The sequence below is a fragment of the Pseudomonas sp. GW821-FHT02A11 genome (assembly GCF_059421985.1).
This window is the reverse complement of the sequence record NZ_JBWKWB010000041.1, coordinates 14,914-35,210: the sequence shown is the minus strand read 5'-3', so window position 1 is coordinate 35,210 and position 20,297 is coordinate 14,914. Positions and strand designations below refer to the sequence as shown.

The following is a 20,297-nucleotide window of genomic DNA, read 5'->3' as shown; positions in this document are numbered from 1 at the left end:
CATGTGAGAGTAGGTCATCGTCAAGATTAAATTCCAGAACCCCATCTGCTCACGCAGATGGGGTTTTGTTTTTGCGCGCGGAAAAGCCAGCCCCGAGACTCAGGCCTGCCTGGACCTATGGGAGCCAGACTGCTACAGGTCACGGCCCCCCTCTGTTAGTCTTCCCCCTCTCCAAACGCCAAGGAAGCAGCTATGCCGGTGACATCCAACCTCAACCCCGGGTTCATGGTGGTTCATGGCAATCGCCTGGATGAACTGCGTAGCCTTGTGGTGTCGTGGATGCGGCGTTACCCGCTTACCCCACTGGAAAACGAAGTTGCGCTGGTACAAAGCAACGGCATTGCCCAATGGCTGAAGCTTGCCCTGGCAGAAGACGCACAGGACGACGACCAGGGCGGCTGCGGCATAGCTGCCGCTATCGACGTTCAACTCCCCGGCAGCTTCATGTGGCAGCTGTATCGCGCTGTTTTGGGGAAGGACGAAATTCCCGAAACCTCGCTACTCGATAAAGCCCCACTGACCTGGCGTTTGATGCGACTGCTGCCTGCACTGATCGACCAAACGCACTTCGAACCGCTGCGACGCTTCCTCACCGCCGACACCGATCTGCGCAAGCGCTATCAATTGTCCGAGCGCCTGGCGGACCTGTTCGACCAATATCAGGTGTACCGTGCCGACTGGCTGGAAGACTGGGCCGCAGGACGGCATCAGCTGAAAAACGTCAGGGGCGAAGTCAAGCCGCTCAAGCCGGAGAACTGCTGGCAAGCCGAACTGTGGCGCGCGCTGCTTCACGATGTTGGGGCCGAAGGCATGGCGCAAAGTCGCGCAGGTGTGCATCAGCGCTATATCGAACGTATCAATACCTTGACCCAAGCCCCCGCAGGATTGCCCGCCCGGGTCATCGTCTTCGGCATCTCTTCGCTGCCTGCACAGGCGCTGGAAGCCCTGGCTGGTCTGGCGCGTTTCAGTCAGGTGTTGCTCTGCGTGCACAACCCCTGCCGTCACCACTGGGCAGACATCATCGCCGACAAGGACCTGCTGCGTCACGAGTACAAACGTCAGTCGCGCAAGGCCGGCATGCCGGTGGTGCTCAGCCCCGACGCGCTGCATCAGCATGCCCACCCGCTGCTGGCCGCCTGGGGCAAACAGGGGCGTGACTACATCAATCTGCTCGACAGTCACGATGACCCCAACAGCTACCGCTCGATCTTCCGTGACGGTCGCATTGACCTGTTCAGTGAGAGCGACCCGCAGACGCTCCTCAGCCAATTGCAGGACGACATTCTTGAACTGCGCCCCCTGAGCGAGACCCGTGAGCTGTGGCCTGCCGTCGACATCAAGAAGGACCGCTCGATTCGCTTCCACGTTGCTCACAGCGCCCAGCGTGAAGTGGAGGTGTTGCACGACCAGTTGCTGGCGCGCTTCAGCGCCAATCCGGACCTGCGCCCTCGCGACGTCATTGTGATGGTCCCCGACATCGACAGCTACGCGCCGCACATTCGCGCCGTGTTCGGCCAACTGGATCGTGACGATCGCCGCTTCATTCCCTTCACTCTGGCGGACCAGGGGCAGCGTGGTCGCGACCCGCTGTTGATCGCCGTCGAACACCTGCTGAAGATCCCGGACAGCCGCTTCCCGGTCAGTGAGATCCTTGACCTGCTGGACGTTCCGGCCCTGCGCGCACGCTTCGGCATCGATGAGCGCGACCTGCCAACCCTGCATCGCTGGATCGAAGGCGCCGGCGTGCGCTGGGGGCTCAACGCCAGGCAGCGTGAGGGCCTTGGCCTGCCCGAAGCGCTTGAGCAGAACAGCTGGCACTTCGGCCTGCGGCGCATGCTGCTGGGTTACGCAGTAGGTGCGGGGATTGCCTACCACGACATCGAACCCTATGACGAGATCGGCGGCCTGGATGCCGCGCTCATTGGTCCACTGGTCTCGCTGATCGATGCGCTGCAGATCGCCCATGCCGAGCTGTCGCAACCGGCAACGCCGCCGGTCTGGGGCTCGCGGCTGCAGGCGCTGATGCAGCTGTTTTTCAACGCCGACAGTGAGCACGACGACTACCTGCTCGGCCAGCTCGAAACCCTGCGCGAGACCTGGCTGGAAACCTGCGAAACCGTCGGTCTGCTGGAAGAACTACCGCTGACTGTTGTGCGGGAAGCGTGGCTGGCGGGTCTCGATCAGGGGCGTTTGTCGCAGCGCTTCCTCGCAGGCTCGGTCAACTTCTGCACGCTGATGCCGATGCGCGCGATTCCCTTCAAGGTCGTCTGCCTGCTCGGCATGAACGATGGCGATTACCCCCGCGCACAACCGCCGCTGGACTTCGACCTGATGGGCAGCGACTACCGCCCCGGCGACCGTTCCCGTCGTGAAGACGACCGCTACCTGCTGCTTGAAGCGCTGCTGTCTGCTCGCGATCAGCTGTATATCAGTTGGGTCGGCCGCAGCATTCGCGACAACTCCGAGCGCCCGGCGTCGGTATTGATAGGCCAGCTGCGTGATCACCTGGCCAGCGGCTGGAGACTGGCGGGCGCCATCGAGCCCGAGGACGACAGGAAGCGTGACCCCGGCCAGCAATTGCTGCACAAGCTGACCCTCGAACACCCCCTGCAACCGTTCAGCGCCAAGTACTTTCAGGAGAGCCTGGAGTTCTTCAGCTTTGCCCGTGAATGGCAGGTGCTGCATGAGGCCGCAATTGAATCAGGCGACATCAAGGCGCTGGAAAAGCACGAACAGGAAGAGCCGCTGAGCCTGATGCAGTTGCAGGATTTTCTGCGCAACCCGGTCAAACATTTCTTCAGCCAGCGTCTGAAAATTTTCTTCGAAGTGGCTGAAGCGCCTTTGGCGGATGAAGAACCCTTCGTGCTCGATGCCCTTGAGCGTTACGGCTTGAGCGATAGCCTGTTGCAAGCGGCGCTGATCGACCCTGAAAACACCCACGATTCCCTCAAGGCCCAAGCCGTTCGCCTACAAGCCAGCGGCCTGTTGCCTATGGCCGGTTTCGGAACACTCCTGCAGGACGAGTTGATCGAACCGCTACCGGATCTGGTTCAGCGCTATCACGACCTGCTGTTCAAGTGGCCCGACCGCCTGCACAGCGCGCTGCCGGTGACCTACTCGCATCAAGGTGTCGAACTGGACGGCTGGCTCGATGGCCTCTATCAAAACGCTCAAGGCGAACTGCTCGCTGTGACGGCCATTCCCAACGCCATCGGCGGCAAGAAGTCGCGCAAGTGGCATCGCCTGACCAAACCCTGGGTCAACCATCTGGTGGCCTGCGCCTGCGATTTGCCGCTGACCACCGCACTGGTCGCCAGCGACGAAACCCTGCTCCTGCCGCCATTGGACAAAGCCTCTGCGACCGGCACCCTTAATGACCTGCTGCTGGCCTGGCAACACGGCATGCAGCGGCCGCTGCCTGTCGCGGTGAAAACCGCATTCGCCTGGCTGGGGCAGTCGGATGAAGAGAAAGTCGAAGCCGCTGCGCGCAAGACCTATGACGGCGACGGCCAGAACATCGCAGGCGAACACGCCGAGAGTACGGCCCTGGCCCGGCAATTCCCGGATTTCGATGCGCTGCTCGACAGCGAGGAGTTCGTCGGCTGGTGTGAGTCGCTGTACAAGCCGATTTTCGAGGCGCCTTGGCAATCTCTGTCCAACGAGGAGGCCGGAGCATGATGGATCTTGGAAAACCTTTGGCCCTGCGCTTCCCGCTCAAGGGCAGCCAACTGATCGAGGCCAGCGCCGGCACCGGCAAGACCTTCACGATTTCCGCGCTGTACCTGCGGTTGGTCCTCGGCCACGGCGACGACGTTTCAGGCTTTGGTCGCGAACTGCTGCCGCCGCAAATCCTCGTGGTGACCTTCACTGACGCCGCCACCAAAGAGCTGCGCGATCGCATCCGTACTCGGCTGGCCGAAGCCGCGCGTTTCTTCCGTGGGGAGATCGACGCCCCCGACGCCTTGATCCAAGCGTTGCGTAGCGAGTTCGCCGCCGAGCAGTGGGCCGGCTGCGCGAGCCGTCTGGACATCGCTGCGCAATGGATGGACGAAGCGGCGGTTTCGACTATTCACAGTTGGTGTCAGCGCATGTTGCGCGAGCACGCCTTCGACAGTGGCAGCCTGTTCACGCAGAGCCTGGAAACCGACCACAGCGACCTGCTGGGCGAGGTGCTGCGCGATTATTGGCGCAAGTTCTGCTACCCCATGAGTGGCGACGCGCTCAATTGGGTGCGCGAGCACTGGAGCGGGCCTGCGGCGTTGTTGCCTCGGGTTCGCGCAATGTTTGGCAGCGATCGCGCGCCCGTCACGCAGACCCCGACGCAACTGATCGAGGCCTCCGTGCGCGAGCGCCGCGAAGCCTTGAAAGCCCTCAAGTCGCCGTGGGCCAACTGGGCCGCTGAGCTGCACGCGATCTGCATCGATGGCGTGAAGTGCAAGGTGGTCGACGGCCGCAAAATGCAGGAGCGCTACTTCAAGCCCTGGTTCGACAAACTGATTGCCTGGGCCAACGACGACGAGCAAGAGCAGCTCGATCTGGGCACCGGTTTCACCCGCCTGACCCCCGAGGGCATCGCCGAGGCCTGGAAAAACAACCCTCCATCGCACCCGGCGTTCGAGGCGATGGTCGAGCTGAAAGTCGCCCTCGACACGCTGCCAACGCCTGATGCCGCTGTGCTTGAACATGCCGCGCAGTGGGTGGGTGCGCGCTTTGAAGAAGAGAAACGCCGTCGCGCCGAAATGGGCTTCGACGACATGCTGTTGCGTCTGGATACCGCCTTGCGCGGCTCGGGGGGCGAGCGGCTGGCGACCCTGATTCGCGAGCAATTCCCGGTCGCGCTGATCGACGAATTCCAGGACACGGACCCGGTGCAGTACCGGATTTTCGACAGCATCTATCGCCTCGAAGGCAACGACGACAGCACCGGCCTGTTCCTGATCGGCGACCCCAAGCAGGCGATCTATGCCTTCCGTGGCGCCGACATCTACACCTACCTGCGCGCACGCACGGCGACCACCGGGCGCCTGCACACGCTGGGCACCAACTTCCGTTCCAGTCATGCGATGGTCGAGGCCGTGAATCACGTCTTCGTGCGCGCCGAGAACAGCCCGACCGGTCGCGGGGCGTTTCTGTTTCGCAGCGCCGATCACAACCCTGTGCCGTTTTTGGCCGTCGGTTCGCAGGGGCGCAAGGAAGTTTTCGAGGTCGACGGCTCGGTCGTGCCTGCGTTGAACGTCTGGCAACTGGTAACCGATCAGCCGGTCTCGGGAACAGTCTATCGGCAGCAACTGGCTGCCAGCTGCGCCAGCCAGATTGTCGGTTTGCTCAATGCGGGCCAGCAAGGTCGCGCAGGCTTTGCCAAATCCGGCGAGCCGCTCAAAGGTCTGCAACCGGCAGACATCGCGATTCTCGTGCGCGACGGCAAGGAAGCCCAGGCTGTGCGCGGCGAGCTATCGGCGCGCGGTGTGCGCAGCGTTTATCTGTCTGACAAGGATTCAGTGTTTGCCGCTCAAGAGGCCCACGATCTGCTGGCCTGGCTCAAGGCTTGTGCCGAACCTGACGCTGAGCGCACGCTGCGCGCAGCGTTGGCGTGCATCACGCTCGACCTGCCGCTGGCCGAGCTTGAGCTGCTCAATCAGGACGAACTGGCGTGGGAACAGCGCGTCATGCAATTTCGCGATTACCGCCGCGTCTGGCGCAGCCAAGGCGTGTTGCCAATGCTGCGCCGCCTGCTGCACGACTTTAAACTGCCGCAGACCCTGATCTCGCGCAGCGACGGCGAACGCGTGCTGACCAACCTGCTGCACCTGTCCGAACTGATGCAGCAAGCCGCCGCTGAGCTCGATGGCGAGCAGGCGTTGATTCGTCACTTGGGCGAGCATCTGGCGTTGTCCGGGCAGGCAGGTGAAGAGCAGATCCTGCGGCTGGAAAGTGACGAGCAACTGGTCAAGGTCGTGACCATTCACAAGTCCAAAGGCCTGGAATACCCGTTGGTGTTCCTGCCGTTCATTTGCTCGACCAAACTCGTGGATGGCAGTCGCCTGCCGCTGCATTTTCACGATGCCGATGGCCACGCGCAGATCAGCCTCAAGCCGACAGCGGCGCTGGTTGAACAGGCCGATGACGAGCGCCTGGCCGAGGACCTGCGTCTGCTGTATGTGGCCCTGACTCGTGCGCAACACGCCTGCTGGCTGGGCGTTGCCGATCTCAAGCGCGGCAACACCAAGGGTTCGATTCTGCATCGCTCGGCGCTGGGCTATCTGCTCGGCGGCGGCCAGGTGCTGGGGGAGTCGACTCAACTCGTTCAGTGGTTGCAATCACTGGCTGAAGACCAGCCCACGCTGCAGGTCGAGGCCGTGCCTGCACCGACCGAGGAAACCTTCAGCGCCCCTCGCAGCGAGATCGCCCTGAGCAAGCCGCGCCTGCCTCGGCGCAGCGCGAAGGAGAACTGGTGGATCGCTTCGTACAGCGCCCTGCGCATCGGCGACACCATCACCGACAGTGGCGACCAGTCCCCGGACAGCCCTCAGGCGCAGAAGCTGTTCGACGATGAACGTCTGGACCCCGATGCGCCCCGCGAGACGCCTGTCAGTGGCGGCGACATCCACCGGTTTCCTCGCGGCCCGAACCCCGGCACCTTTCTTCACGGCTTGTTGGAGTGGGCAGGGGAAAAGGGTTTCGCAGCAGCGGCGGCCGACTCGGTGGCGCTGGAAAAGGTCGTCGCGCAACGCTGTAATCGACGCGACTGGAAGGGCTGGATCAACACCCTGACTGACTGGCTCACGCACCTGTTGAACATGCCGCTGCGCCTGGGCGCTGACGTGCAGCCGGTCGCGTTGAGCGGGATGGACCAGCCCAATCAGTACCGCGTCGAGATGGAGTTCTGGTTTGCCTGTTCGAAAGTCGATGTGGCGCAGATGGACGCGCTGGTGCGTCGTTTCACCCACCATGGCGCGCCCCGCGCGGCGGCGGAAACCGTGTCGCTCAATGGCATGTTCAAAGGCTTCATCGACCTGACGTTCGAGCACCAGGGCCGCTATTACGTAGCCGATTACAAATCCAACTGGCTGGGCGTCGACGACGATGCCTATACCGACATTGCGATGGAAAATGCCATTCTGGAAAACCGTTACGACCTGCAATACGTACTTTACCTGCTGGCCCTGCATCGTCAGCTCAAGGCGCGTCTGGCCGATTACGACTACGACCTTCACATGGGCGGCGCGGTGTACCTGTTCGTGCGCGGCAGTCGCGCGGCGAGCCAGGGCGCGTGGTTTACCCGACCGCCCCGTGAGCTGATCGAAAGCCTCGACCTGCTGTTTCAGGGCCGAGCACTGATCCAGGAAGAGACGCTGTCAGGAGACCTCGCATGAACCGCCCCTTCGCCCATTTGCTGCCCACGCCGCTGGACGCCGAGAGCCTGGCTGCGCTCAAACCCCTGAGTCGCGTGGACGATCTGTTATTGCTGCTGGAACGCTGGGTCGAACGCGGCTGGCTGCGGGCGCTGGACAAGGCCTTCGTGGCGTTTCTGGCAGACCTCGATCCGGCGGCTGATTCGCTGGTGTTGCTGGCAGCGGCGTTGACCAGTCACCAGCTGGGTCATGGGCATGTCTGCCTCGACCTCTTTGAGACCCTCAAAGAGCCTGACTTCGCGTTGTCGTTGCCGCCCGAAGGCGATGTGCTGTCGACGCCGATGCTGCTGCCTTCCGCGCTGCTCAAGGCGCTGGATGGCGCGACCTGGTGTCAGGCACTTGCGGACAGTCTGCTGGTTGCCCAGGCGGGGGATAACAGCGAAGCCGCGGCGCAGAAGCCCTTGGTGCTCTCGGACCGTCGCCTGTACCTGCGCCGCTACTGGACCTATGAGCGCCGGATCGATGCGGCGTTGCATCGCAGGCTCGCGCAGGCAGAACCTGCGCCGAGCGATCTGCCGCAACGTCTGGATGCGTTGTTCGGTGCCGCCAGCACCGCGCCCGATGCGCTGATCGACTGGCAGAAACTCGCCTGCGCCCTCGCCACCCGTGGCGCATTCAGCATCATCACCGGCGGCCCTGGCACGGGTAAAACCACCACCGTCGTGCGTCTGTTGGCGCTGCTGCAATCGCCGGCGGTCGAGCGGGGCAAGCCGCTGCGCATACGTCTGGCCGCCCCGACCGGCAAGGCAGCGGCGCGGCTGACCGAGTCCATCAGTCATCAGGTGCAAACCCTCGAAGTGCCCGCAGATGTACGGCAGAAAATCCCCAGCGACGTGACCACCGTGCACCGCCTGCTCGGCAGTCGGCCTGGCACGCGGCACTTCCGGCATCACGCGGGCAACCCGCTGCCGCTCGACGTACTGGTGGTCGACGAAGCGTCGATGATCGACCTGGAGATGATGGCCAATCTGCTGGACGCCTTGCCGCCCCACGCGCGCATGGTGTTGCTCGGCGACAAGGATCAGTTGGCGTCGGTGGAAGCCGGGGCGGTGTTGGGTGATCTGTGTCGCGACGCCGAAGCGGGCATGTACAGCCCCGAAACCCTGGCGTGGCTGGCCTCGGTCAGTGGCGAGGACCTGAGCAGGAGCGGCCTGCAGCTGGGCGACAATCAGCGTCATGCTCTGGCCCAACAGGTGGTGATGCTGCGCCACTCCCGGCGCTTTGTCGCGGGCAGCGGCATTGGCCAGTTGGCGAAATTGGTCAACCAGCAACAGGATCAGGATGCGCGCTCGCTGCTGGTCGATGGCGGCTACAAGGATCTGTATTCACTGGTGCTCAAGGGCGAGCAGGATCGCGCGTTGTCGCGGCTGTTGCTCGATGGTCACGGCGATGGCCCTCAGGGTTATCGCCACTATCTGAGCCTGATGCGCGCGCAGCGGCCACAGAGCATCGCGTCCATTGAAGACCCGCGTTGTGTGGAGTGGGCGCGCGAAGTGCTCAGCGCCTTCGATGAGTTCCAGCTGCTGTGTGCCGTGCGCAAAGGGCCGTGGGGCGTTGAGGGGTTGAATCAGCGCATCACCCAGACGCTGTTTGCCGCTGATCTCATCGAGAGCGACCAACAGTGGTACGAAGGCCGCCCGGTGCTGATGACCCGCAACGATTACGGCCTGGGTTTGATGAACGGCGACATCGGGATTGCGCTGCGTTTGCCGGAAGGGCCGGTCGAGGAAAACCGCACGGCCTTGCGCGTTGCCTTCCCGCGCAACGATGGCGAGAGCGGCGTGCGTTTCGTGCTGCCGAGCCGGCTCAATGATGTGGAAACGGTCTACGCGATGACCGTGCACAAATCACAGGGCTCGGAGTTTGCGCACACGGCGTTGATCTTGCCTGAAGCGTTGAACCCGGTGCTGACCAAGGAGTTGATCTACACCGGCATCACCCGGGCCAAGCAGTGGTTCAGCCTGATCGAACCGCGTCAGGGGGTGTTCGAAGAGGCCTTGCGGCGCAAGGTGAAGCGCTTGAGTGGGTTGATGCTGGCGTTGTAGCCGATTTTGAGGGCCGCGGATCAACCTGTGGGAGCGAATTCATTCTGGGCGGCATTCCGACGAGAGGAAGGTAAAGCCGACACACCTCTATCGGATGTACCTTCCTCTCGCGAATGAATTCGCTCCCACAGGGATTGATGAATCCTTTCGATAGGGTTCTGTCAGGTCGCACAAAACGAATTGCCTGGGGCGACGTGATGCAGGGATCATGTCGCTCCACGATAGCCGCTCACGCTTCCTTGCGCACGGGCTCCGGTTGAGTGGCCACGCTGCCCAGGCCCATGAACTTGCGCACCCGCTCGCCGCACTGGTCGGCGAGGATGGTCTGCGGCGAAGCGTCGACCTGCACCACGCCGTTTTCCATGAAGATCACCCGGTCGGAAATCGACAGGGCGAAGTCCATTTCGTGGGTGACGATGAGCATGGTCATGCCTTCCTTGGCCAGGTCGCCGATGACCTTGAGCACATCGCCCACCAGCTCAGGATCCAGCGCCGAGGTCGGCTCGTCGAACAGCATGATCTGCGGGTCCATCGCCAGCGCGCGGGCAATCGCCACACGCTGCTGCTGACCGCCGGACAGCTGATGCGGGTATTTGTGCGCGTGGGCCAGCAGGCCGACCTTGTCCAGCAGGGCGTAGGCGCGCTGTTCGCTGATGGCCTTGTCGCGCCCGTGGTAGCGCGGCGCGAGGGTAACGTTGTCGAGGATGGTGCGATGGGGGAACAGGTTGAAGTTCTGGAACACCATGCCGATGCGCTGCACGCCCCGGCGGATCTGCGGCGCGTTGGGGCTGTCGCCGGCGTGAATAAACCCGTCGCCGAAGAGAATGATCTCGCCTTTGTCGATGCTTTCCAGGCTGTTTACGGTGCGGATCAGCGAGGTCTTGCCCGAGCCCGACGGGCCGATGATCGAGATAACTTGACCCGGATTCACGTCCAGGCTGATGCCCTTGAGCACCTCGTGATGGCCGTAGCTCTTATGAATGTTGAGCAGTTGCAACGCAGGCGCCGAACCCGGCCCTGCGTCTGGCTGACGAGCCTTGACCGGCTGCGCCACCAGGGTCGAGCGCAGGCGAGTGAGGGCGTTGTCGTCGAGGGTTTGCGGCTTGCGGTTATTCAGCTCCAGGTGCTGTTCGAGCCAGTGAAACAGCCAGCCGAACACGGTCACGATCATCACGTAATACACCGCGACCGCTGACAGGGTTTCCATCACCAGGAAGTTTTGCGCGTACAGGCGCTGGCCCACGGTGAGCAGCTCGGTCAGGGAAATGACTGACACCAGCGAGGTCAGTTTCACCACGGTGATGTATTCGTTGATCAGCGTCGGCAGGGAAATGCGGAAAGCCTGCGGGATCACGATCAGACGCTGCATGCCGATCAGGCCTACACCCAGCGCGCGACCGGCCTCCTTCTGCCCCTTGGCAACGGAAATCAGACCGCCGCGGTGGATCTCGGCCATGTACGCCGCTTCGGTGACGACCAGGGCCAGCAAGCCGGAGTAGAAGGGGTTGGACAGCACCTCGCGAGTGACCGGAAACATCTGCGGCAGGTTGTAGGTGAAGACCACCAGCACCAATAGCGGGACGCTACGAAAGAACCAGATATAAATCGACGCTGGCACGCTGATCCAGCGCGCGGTCGAGAGTTTGGCCGAGGCCAACAGAAACCCCAGCAGCATGCCGATGAACCAGCCCAGGGCGCTGAGTTGGATCACCGTGATGCAGGATTCCCAGAAGTCCGAGACCGAGAACAGCGAAAAAAAGTAGGACCATTCGAATTGCATACACACCTCAAGCTGCCAGTCGGGGCGGGGACTTCACAGCGCTTGTCGCGGACAACGATAAACCCTATAGGAGCGCGCTTGCCCGCGATTGGCCAGTACAGCCGATAGAGATGTATCGGTTCTACTACGTCATCGCGGGCAAGCGCGCTCCTACAAGGGGCAAGCATCAAACCATCTGCAGCCGTACAGCTACAGATTCACTCAGTTACTCGGCTCTTCCAGGTTGTACTTCTTCAGCAGCGCCGCGTACTCACCGGATTTCTTGGTTTCGTCGAACGCCTTGAGCAGCGCCTGATACAGCTCGTCGTTCCCTTTTTTGACGTAGATGCCCAGGGTTTGCTGGTAGATCGAGTGCTCGGTGCTGACCACTACGCGGCCTTTGGTGCGTTCGGCGATCATGCCGGCGGCGCCGTCGATTTCCACCTGGGCCTGAACGTTGCCGGACAGCAGCGCCTGGGTCACTTCAGGCGCGGACGGGAATTCGCTGACCGAGATCGCGCCCCTGTTGTTCGGCACGCAGTAATCGGTGGACAGTTTGTTGAACTGGGCGACCCAGGTGGTGCCTTTTTCCAGGCCGACTTTCAGGCCGCAGAGGTCTTCCGGCACCTTGGGTTTGAGGGGGCTGTCTTTGAGCACCATGATCGCCGCGCCAGTCTTGGCATAGGCGATGGTCTGGGCCTGGGTCTGGCGTTCAGGGGTGATGTACATGCCCGAGATGATGGCGTCGTAGTGACCGGCGTTCAGGCTCAGGATCAGGCTGGAGAACTTGGTGTCGACGAACTCGGCCTTGAGGTCCATGTGCTTGGCCAGCAGGCGCGACAGATCAGGGTCGGAGCCGACGACGTTTTTCTTCTCGTCGTAGGATTCGAACGGCGGGTAGGTAATCTCCATGCCGATCTTGAACTGGCCGGGCGTCACAGTGGTAGCGGCGTGGGCAATTGTCGCGCCGAGCACGGCGGTGGCAAGAACGGTCAAGCGAACTGCAGTGTTCAAAGTGTTGCGCATCGTCGGTGACTCCACGGAAGGTTTGTAAGGCACGGTGTGTTGGAATTGGGTAGGGGGCATCAGGACGCGTCCTTTGCCTGATTCTTCAGGTGGCCGAAGCTCGAAGGCTTGCGGGCTTTTTCGTACAGCTTCAACTCGCCACTTTCGACCTTGCGGCGCAGGTACTGATAGGTCTGCAGGGCCTGGCCGAACATGTGTTCGCCGATGGTGATTTCTTCGTATTCCTTGCTGCCGTTGTCGAGCTCCTTGTTTACGAAGGCGGGCAACGGCTTGATCTGCGTGTTGAAGTCGCAGGCGAAGAACAGCGGAAAGGAGTAACGCTCTTCGCTGACCGTGCGTACCCGATGAGCTGTAGCAACGAACGTACCAGCGGTCATCACCTCCAGCATGTCGCCGATGTTGACCACGAATGCCCCTTCAACCGGTGGCGCATCGATCCACTGGCCCAGGTCGTTCATCACCTCAAGGCCCGGCTTGTCGGCCAGCAGCATGGTGAAGCACTCGTAATCGGTGTGTGCACCAATACCGGGCGCGTCTTGCGCAGCGCCGTCAAAAGGGTAATGAATCAGACGCAGCTTGGAGGGCGGACGCGTGACCATCGCCTCGAAATAGCCTTCCTCAAGGCCCAGCGCCAGGGCAAAACCATCGAACAGGCGACGGCCCAAGGCAAACACGGCCGCGTAATAAGCCTCCACAGCAGGGCGGAAACCGGGCAGATCCGGCCACTCGTTGGCACCGATCAGGGGCGTCTTGGCGATCACCAGCGGGTCCTCGTCGCCCACTTCAAAGCCGATGTCGAAGGCTTCCTTGTGATCCGGCTTGCCCTTGGCGTACACCTCTTCGCCTTTCGGCACGAAGCCCTTGTGGCTGCGCGAGGTGCCGATGTAATGCTGCATCTTGTAGTCCAGGGACTGAGCGAACAGATCCTTGGCGGCCTGGCGCAGGCCGGTGATCAGCGAAGGCTCGATGCCGTGGTTCTTGACGTACAGAAAGCCGACTTCGCGCGCTGCCTTGCCGAGCTCGTCGGCGACGGCCTGACGCGCGGTGATGTCGGTGCTGAACAGGCCGGCGATGTCGACCACCGGAATGCTGCTGAAGTTGGCGACTCTGGGTTCGGTTGAGATTGCGGCCGCGTGAGTCTGATCAGGCATGGCGAAACGCTCCTTATCGGCTTGTTGTATGGGTGAATCGCTGGAAGTGTTCACGTTCGGTCTGACCCATCCAGGTGTTCAGCGACCACAGATCGGCGACCGGTACGTTGGTGAAGGGCAGGTGATGCAGGTAGCCGTCGGCGCCGAATTCCGGGGTCAGCGTGGTCAGCTGATAGCCGCGGGCCTGCTGGGATTTCCACACCGCTTCCCAGTGCTGCTGATGGAAAGCCAGTTCCGCGGCACGCTCGGGGGCGGCGGGGTGCGGGACTTGCGGGCCCTGGTCATACCCGACCCGAGCCTGTATGTGATGAACGCGCTCGACGAAGGCACTGAGGTCGTCTTCAGGGTCGTTGAGCAGGCGCTCGCAGGTGACGATCCAGTGGCTGATGTCGCTGGTGAAGCGCAGGTCCGGCAACTGGCGAATCAGCTCCAGCGTCACCCACGGGTTGAACAGCGAGCGGGCGCGGTGGGTTTCGAAGGTGACCATCTGGCCGTGTTTGCGCGCCAGTTCCAGCGCCTGACCGAAGAACTCGACCTGCTGCGGCAACTGCCAGCGGTCGTTACCGGCCAGCACGTTGACGAAACGCGGCGCCAGCTCCGTGGACCAGGCGAGTTTCTTTTCAAGATCCGAGAGGTGTTCGGCAGTGGTGGCCGACTGCTCCGGCAGGACGTCGTAAGCGGTGAAGACCGTGGCGATGTAGGGCAGGCGGTTGGCCCGCAGAAAGGCACCCAGCTCGGCGCGTTCGACCGGCGTCAGCGGCAGGCGCGCTTCCATGCCGTCGAACCCGGCTTCCAGCAGCTCGTCGAGCGCCTGAGTCCGGCTTGCGGTATAGCCCCACATGGTGCGGAAGATTTCCAGTTTCATCGAACGTCCCCAAAGATTGCGCATAGCGACTGACCTGTGACCTTAGACATGGCTCCGCCACGGCGCAGGCCGAAACGGGGTACAGCGGCAGTCACAACAGAAAAGGCAATCTTCGGGCCGTGTCTCTTACTGGACGGGCTCCTTTATTGGAGCCGATCTTAGGTTCGGCCGATGAACGGAAAGAATAGGAAAGCTCAAATGCATAGTTCAGAGATTTCTAAACTATGGTGGCGAGGTGCGATCTAGACGTTTTTGGTATTCAACGAACCCATGTAGGAGCGCGCTTGCCCGCGATGGCGGTGTGCCTGTAGCAGATGCATTGCCTGACTTACCGTCATCGCGGGCAAGCGCGCTCCTACAGCTGACTCAGATCGGGTTGCTCAATCGACAAACGTCATGGCCCGGCTTTCCCCCAACAAAAACGCCTGATTCTGCTCGGTGGTCTGGCGGATGTAGTCCCAGAGCAGGGTGATGCGCTTGAGCTTCCTCAGGTCCTCCCGGCAATACATCCAGAACTGCCGCGTGATGTTCACCTCCTGCTCCAGCACCGGCAGCAATCGCGCATCCTGGGCAGCCAGAAAACACGGCAGGATCGCCAGCGCCCGGCCTTGCAGGGCGGCGACGTACTGGGCGATGACGCTGGTACTGCGCAGGTGGGCATGGACATCGGGGAACAGGTTGTTCAGGTACAAAAGCTCAGGGCTGAACGCCAGGTCGTCGACATAACTGATGAATGGGTGGCCAGCCAGGTCGTCGGTTTTGCGGATCGGCGGGTGTTTGTCCAGATACTCCTGCATTGCATAGAGCCGCAGGTTGTAATCGCACAGTTTGCAGCAGACATACGGCCCGTGTTCCGGGCGCTCGAGGGCGATGACGATGTCGGCTTCGCGTTTGGACAGGCTGATGAAGTGGGGCAGCGGCAGGATGTCGACCGAGATGGCGGGATAGGAATCGGTGAAGTGGCTCAGTTGCGGGGTGATGAAAAAACTGCCGAACCCCTCGGTGCAGCCCATACGCACATGGCCCGACAGCGCGACGCCGGAGCCCGAGACCTGTTCGCAGGCAATGTGCAGTGTGCTTTCAATCGATTCTGCCGAGCCCAGCAGACGCTGGCCTTCGGGGGTGAGGACAAAGCCGTTGTTACGCGATTTTTCGAACAGCAACGTGCCCAGCGAGGCCTCCAGCGAACTCACCCGCCGCGACACGGTGGTGTAGTCCACCGCCAGCCGTTTGGCCGCCGAACTGGCCTTGCGGGTGCGTGCCACTTCGAGAAAAAACTTCAGGTCATCCCAGTTCAACGCGCTCAGGGAGGTGATGTTTTTTTGCATGTTGAACCTGCTTTTATGTGCGTTCTTATTAGAAGTTTGCACATCTATACTCCGAAACACGCCATCGCGCGAATCCGCTTTTGTAGGAGTGAGATTGCTCTCGAATGCGTTGTGTCAGACGCCCTTGTTGGTACAGACACCCCTATCGCGGGCAAGCGCGCTCCTACAATGATCGATCAAATCGGAGACTCACCCAAAAACGCCCCACCCACCTGCCATAACACCCTGCACAACAATAAATAAGCGGAGGAGTTTATGAAGAACGCTATAACGGCGAACGCCGGTGCACTCGACGCCAGCGCTGCAAAGACCAAGACCAAAGCCTACCGGCTGGCCGGTGCTGCGAGCATGGCTGGCACGACCATCGAGTGGTACGACTTTTTCCTCTACGGCACGGCCGCCGCATTGATCTTCAACAAAATTTTCTTTCCCGCACTGGACCCGATCATCGGCGTGCTGGCAGCGTTCGCCACCTATGCGGTGGGCTTCCTCGGACGGCCATTGGGCGGGATCGTGTTCGGCCATTTCGGCGACAAGATCGGTCGCAAATCCATGCTGCTGTTCACCCTCATGCTGATGGGGATTCCGACCATCATCATCGGCCTGATTCCCACGTATCAGCAGATCGGCTACTGGGCCGCCGTGATTCTGGTGGCGATGCGTTTTCTGCAGGGCATGGCGGTCGGCGGCGAGTGGGGCGGCGCGGTGTTGATGGCTGTCGAGCATGCGCCAGAAGGCAAAAAGGGTTTCTACGGCAGCCTGCCGCAAACCGGTGTCGGCGCAGGTTTGGTACTGGCGTCGCTGGCGATGGCGATGGTCGCCAAACTGCCTGAGGCGGACATGCTCAGTTGGGGCTGGCGCATACCGTTTCTGGCCAGCGTCGTGTTGCTTGGGGTGGGCTGGCTGATTCGCCTGAAAGTGCCTGAGTCCCCTGATTTCGAGAAGCTGAAAAAGGACAACATCGCCGTCAAGGTGCCGCTGTTCAAGGTGTTCCGCGATCACCCCCGGGAAACCCTGACCATCATCGGCGCGCGCACTGCCGAGAACGCCTGGTTCTACATGTCGGTGACCTTCGCCCTGGCGTACGCTGCCAACCAGTTGCAGATCCCCCGCGCCGATGTGTTGGGCGCGATTACCGCAGGGGCCGCGCTGTCGCTGATGACCATGCCGCTGTGTGGGCACATCTCCGATCGGGTAGGGCAGAGACGTCTGTATTTCGTTGGGCTGTTGCTGCTCTGTGCCTTCGTTTATCCCTTCTTCGCCATGCTCGGCACCCGTGATCCGGTGTTGGTGTGGTGGGCGATGGTGCTGGCGGTCGGGGTGATTTTTCCGATTCTGTATGCGCCGGAATCCTTGCTGTTTGCCCGGCAATTCCCGGCGCAAATCCGCTACAGCGGCATCTCGGTGTCAGTCCAGTTGGCGGGCGTGCTCGGCGGCGGTTTCGCGCCGATGATCGCCACGCAACTGTTGGCCATGGGCGATGGCAATCCGCATTACGTGATCGTTTACCTGGTGGGCATGGCGCTGATTGCGTTGGTCTGCACGGCGTTGATGAAGCGCGATCCGGCTCGCATTCGGCCGGCCTGACTCATGAGTTTTCGGCGGTCGAACAGGGCCGCCGTTCGAAATGGAGAACCTTGCAATGAATGTTTCCCTCAACAAGAACAACACCACCGTGGCCCACGTGAAACTGCTGATCGACGGTGAATGGGTCGAGTCGCAAACCCGCGAATGGCTGGACGTGGTCAACCCCGCGACCCAGGAGGTGCTGGCCAAGGTGCCGTTTGCCACCGCCGATGAAGTGAACGCCGCCGTCGCTGCCGCGCAAAGGGCCTTCAAGACGTGGCGAGATACCCCCATCGGCGCGCGCATGCGCATCATGCTCAAGCTGCAGGCGTTGATTCGCGAGCACTCCAAACGGATCGCCGTGGTGCTCAGCGCCGAACAGGGCAAGACCATCGCCGACGCCGAGGGCGACATCTTTCGCGGGCTGGAAGTGGTCGAGCACGCCTGCTCCATTGGCACCCTGCAAATGGGCGAGTTCGCCGAAAATGTCGCGGGCGGCGTCGACACCTATACCCTGCGCCAGCCCATCGGCGTCTGCGCGGGCATCACGCCGTTCAACTTCCCGGCGATGATCCCGTTGTGGATGTTCCCGATGGCCATCGCCTGTGGCAACACCTTCGTGCTCAAACCGTCCGAGCAGGACCCGATGTCGACCATGCTGCTGGTGGAACTGGCGGTCGAGGCGGGCGTACCAAAGGGCGTGCTCAACGTCGTGCACGGCGGCAAGGAAGTGGTCGATGCGATCTGCACCCACAAGGACATCAAAGCTGTATCGTTCGTCGGTTCGACGGCGGTCGGCACCCATGTCTATGACCTGGCAGGCAAACACGGCAAGCGCGTGCAATCGATGATGGGCGCCAAGAATCATGCCGTGGTGCTGCCGGATGCCAACCGCGAGCAGACCCTCAACGCGCTGGTCGGCGCAGGCTTTGGGGCTGCCGGGCAGCGCTGCATGGCCACGTCGGTGGTGGTCATGGTGGGCGCCTCGAAGCAGTGGATTCCTGACCTCAAGGCGCTGGCGCAAAAGCTCAAGGTCAATGCGGGCAGCGAGCCGGGCACTGATGTCGGGCCAGTGATTTCCAAACGCGCCAAGCAGCGGATTCTCGATTTGATCGAAAGCGGCGTGAGGGAAGGGGCGAAGCTGGAACTGGACGGGCGTGGCGTCAAGGTCGCCGGTTACGAAGAGGGCAATTTCGTCGGCCCGACCCTGTTCACCGGGGTGACCACGCAGATGCAGATCTACACCCAGGAAATCTTCGGCCCGGTGCTGGTGGTGCTGGAAGTCGACACGCTGGATCAGGCCATCGAATTGGTCAACAGCAATCCGTTCGGCAATGGCGTGGGCCTTTTCACCCAGAGCGGCGCGGCGGCGCGCAAGTTCCAGAACGAAATCGACATTGGCCAGGTGGGCATCAACATCCCGATTCCGGTGCCAGTGCCGTTCTTCAGCTTTACCGGCTCGCGCGGCTCCAAGCTCGGCGATCTGGGTCCGTACGGCAAACAGGTGGTGCAGTTCTACACTCAGACCAAGACCGTTACCAGTCGCTGGTTCGACGATGACAGCGTGAATGACGGGGTGAACACGACGATCCATTTGCGTTGAGCAGCCGTCGCGGCGCAAATCCTGTAGGAGCGCGCTTGCCCGCGATAGCAGTCTGTCAGTTGCAGATGATTTGACTGAAAGAGCCCCATCGCGGGCAAGCGCGCTCCTACACAGAGGTGCTGCGCTTGAATCTGAAAAGGAGAACACCATGAAAATCGCATTCATCGGTCTGGGCAATATGGGGGCGCCGATGGCGCGCAACCTCATCCGCGCCGGGCATCAGTTGCACCTGTTCGACCTCAATCAGCAGGTGCTGGCCGAGCTGTCGGAACTGGGCAGTCGCATCAGTGAGTCACCCAAACACGCAGCCCAAGGCGCCGAGCTGGTCATCACAATGCTCCCGGCGGCCGCCCATGTGCGAGCGGTCTATCTGAACGAGGACGGCGTGCTGGCGGGGATTTCAGCCGGGGTGCCTGCGGTGGACTGCAGCACCATCGACCCGCAGACCATTCGTTATGTTGCGGTGGCGGCAGCCAAGCAAGGCGTGGTGGTGGGGGATGCGCCGGTGTCCGGTGGCACGGGTGGCGCCCAGGCCGGGACGTTAACCTTCATGGTCGGCGCCAGCCTTGAGCACTACGCGGTGCTCAAGCCGATCCTCGCGCAGATGGGGCGCAACATCGTGCATTGCGGCGACGTCGGCACCGGACAGATCGCCAAGATCTGCAACAACATGCTGCTGGGGATTTCCATGATCGGCGTGGCCGAAGCCATGGCTCTGGGCAACAGCCTGGGGATCGACACCGGCGTGCTGGCCAACATCATCAACAGCTCGACCGGACGCTGCTGGAGTTCGGAGATGTACAACCCCTGGCCCGGCGTCGTTGAAACCGCCCCGGCCTCGCGGGGTTACACGGGCGGTTTTGGCGCCGAGCTGATGCTCAAGGATCTGGGCCTGGCGACCGATGCGGCGAAAGCGGCCCGTCAGCCGGTGATCCTCGGCGCACTGGCCCATCAGCTCTATCAGGCGATGAGTTTGCGCGGGGATGGCGGGAAGGATTTTTCGGCGGTGATCGAGGGGTATTTGAAGAAGGATTGAGCTGCACAGCGCCAATCATGTAGGAGCGCGCTTGCCCGCGATAGCAGAGTGTCAGCCAACACATGTGGTTCTGACCATTGCATTCGCGGGCAAGCGCGCTCCTACCCAGGCCTGTCAACTCAAAGTGCCAACAATGCATTCAACTCGCCTTTGCGTTCCAGCAAGGCCATGTCATCAAACCCGCCGACATGATGCTCGCCAATGAAAATCTGCGGCACGGTGCGGCGACCGCTGCGTTCCATCATGATGGTGCGCTGTTCCATCGAGGTCTGGACGTTGATTTCGTTGTAGCTCACGCCCTTGGCCTTGAGCAGGTTCTTGGCCGCCACGCAGTAGGGGCAGGTGTTGGTGGTGTAAAGGGTGACTTCAGACATGATCGTTAAGCTCCGGGGTGGCTGCTGACAGACAGCCTTGGGCAATGAGGGAACGGCTCTGCGCTGGGCAAAGCCATTCATGACGGATGACATCCTATACCGCTGCCACTGGTGTTGCCGCGCTAACGTCGT

12 protein-coding genes are annotated in these 20,297 nt (G+C 61.8%); 6 read left to right on the top strand and 6 right to left on the bottom strand.

Translation table 11 applies throughout. The annotated features are described in order from the left end of the window. The first annotated feature begins 192 nt into the window (after window positions 1-192). The 3 genes from recC to recD are packed head-to-tail and all read left to right on the top strand — an operon-like array spanning window position 193 to window position 9,457. Complete coding sequence (recC, locus tag AC07V9_RS28785; RefSeq protein ID WP_495019011.1) at window positions 193-3,678, top strand: exodeoxyribonuclease V subunit gamma; 3,486 nt, start codon at window positions 193-195, stop codon at window positions 3,676-3,678. Continuing rightward, window positions 3,675-7,373, top strand: coding sequence for an exodeoxyribonuclease V subunit beta (recB, locus tag AC07V9_RS28780; RefSeq protein WP_495019010.1), 3,699 nt, complete (start codon window positions 3,675-3,677; stop codon window positions 7,371-7,373). Before recC ends, recB begins: the two co-directional genes overlap by 4 nt. Beyond that, a complete protein-coding gene (recD, locus tag AC07V9_RS28775) occupies window positions 7,370-9,457 on the top strand; it encodes an exodeoxyribonuclease V subunit alpha (RefSeq protein ID WP_495019009.1) in 2,088 nt (695 codons plus the stop codon). Before recB ends, recD begins: the two co-directional genes overlap by 4 nt. A gap of 229 nt (window positions 9,458-9,686) precedes the next feature. On the opposite strand, the gene AC07V9_RS28770 is transcribed toward recD, so the two are convergent. The 5 genes from AC07V9_RS28770 to AC07V9_RS28750 all read right to left on the bottom strand — a co-directional run bounded on the left by AC07V9_RS28770 (window position 9,687) and on the right by AC07V9_RS28750 (window position 15,586). Further along, window positions 9,687-11,237 (bottom strand): amino acid ABC transporter permease/ATP-binding protein, encoded by a 1,551-nt coding sequence (locus AC07V9_RS28770; protein ID WP_495019008.1) that lies wholly within the window; start codon window positions 11,235-11,237, stop codon window positions 9,687-9,689. 201 nt (window positions 11,238-11,438) lie between these two features. After that, the gene (locus tag AC07V9_RS28765) at window positions 11,439-12,242 is read right to left on the bottom strand and encodes an ABC transporter substrate-binding protein (protein ID WP_495019007.1); all 804 of its coding nucleotides are present in this window, start codon (window positions 12,240-12,242) and stop codon (window positions 11,439-11,441) included. A 59-nt stretch (window positions 12,243-12,301) separates the two neighbouring features. Next, window positions 12,302-13,393: an isopenicillin N synthase family dioxygenase gene (locus AC07V9_RS28760; protein ID WP_495019006.1), complete on the bottom strand. Its 1,092-nt coding sequence runs from the start codon at window positions 13,391-13,393 to the stop codon at window positions 12,302-12,304. A 13-nt stretch (window positions 13,394-13,406) separates the two neighbouring features. Then, entirely contained in the window at window positions 13,407-14,258 is an 852-nt protein-coding gene (locus AC07V9_RS28755) for a sugar phosphate isomerase/epimerase family protein (protein ID WP_495019013.1), read from the bottom strand. 380 nt (window positions 14,259-14,638) lie between these two features. Further along, window positions 14,639-15,586, bottom strand: coding sequence for a LysR family transcriptional regulator (locus tag AC07V9_RS28750; RefSeq protein WP_495019005.1), 948 nt, complete (start codon window positions 15,584-15,586; stop codon window positions 14,639-14,641). Between the two features lie 255 nt (window positions 15,587-15,841). Between AC07V9_RS28750 and AC07V9_RS28745 the strand changes: the two genes are divergently transcribed. The 3 genes from AC07V9_RS28745 (at window position 15,842) to mmsB (ending at window position 19,791) form a co-directional block, all read left to right on the top strand. Then, window positions 15,842-17,173 (top strand): MFS transporter, encoded by a 1,332-nt coding sequence (locus AC07V9_RS28745; RefSeq protein WP_495019004.1) that lies wholly within the window; start codon window positions 15,842-15,844, stop codon window positions 17,171-17,173. A gap of 55 nt (window positions 17,174-17,228) precedes the next feature. Next, the gene (locus AC07V9_RS28740) at window positions 17,229-18,755 is read left to right on the top strand and encodes a CoA-acylating methylmalonate-semialdehyde dehydrogenase (protein WP_495019003.1); all 1,527 of its coding nucleotides are present in this window, start codon (window positions 17,229-17,231) and stop codon (window positions 18,753-18,755) included. A gap of 148 nt (window positions 18,756-18,903) precedes the next feature. Next, entirely contained in the window at window positions 18,904-19,791 is an 888-nt protein-coding gene (gene mmsB / locus AC07V9_RS28735; RefSeq protein ID WP_495019002.1) for a 3-hydroxyisobutyrate dehydrogenase, read from the top strand. Between the two features lie 119 nt (window positions 19,792-19,910). Here mmsB and grxC read toward each other — a convergent pair whose 3' ends face one another. Further along, complete coding sequence (gene grxC / locus AC07V9_RS28730; RefSeq protein ID WP_495019001.1) at window positions 19,911-20,165, bottom strand: glutaredoxin 3; 255 nt, start codon at window positions 20,163-20,165, stop codon at window positions 19,911-19,913. Window positions 20,166-20,297: the final 132 nt, after the last annotated feature.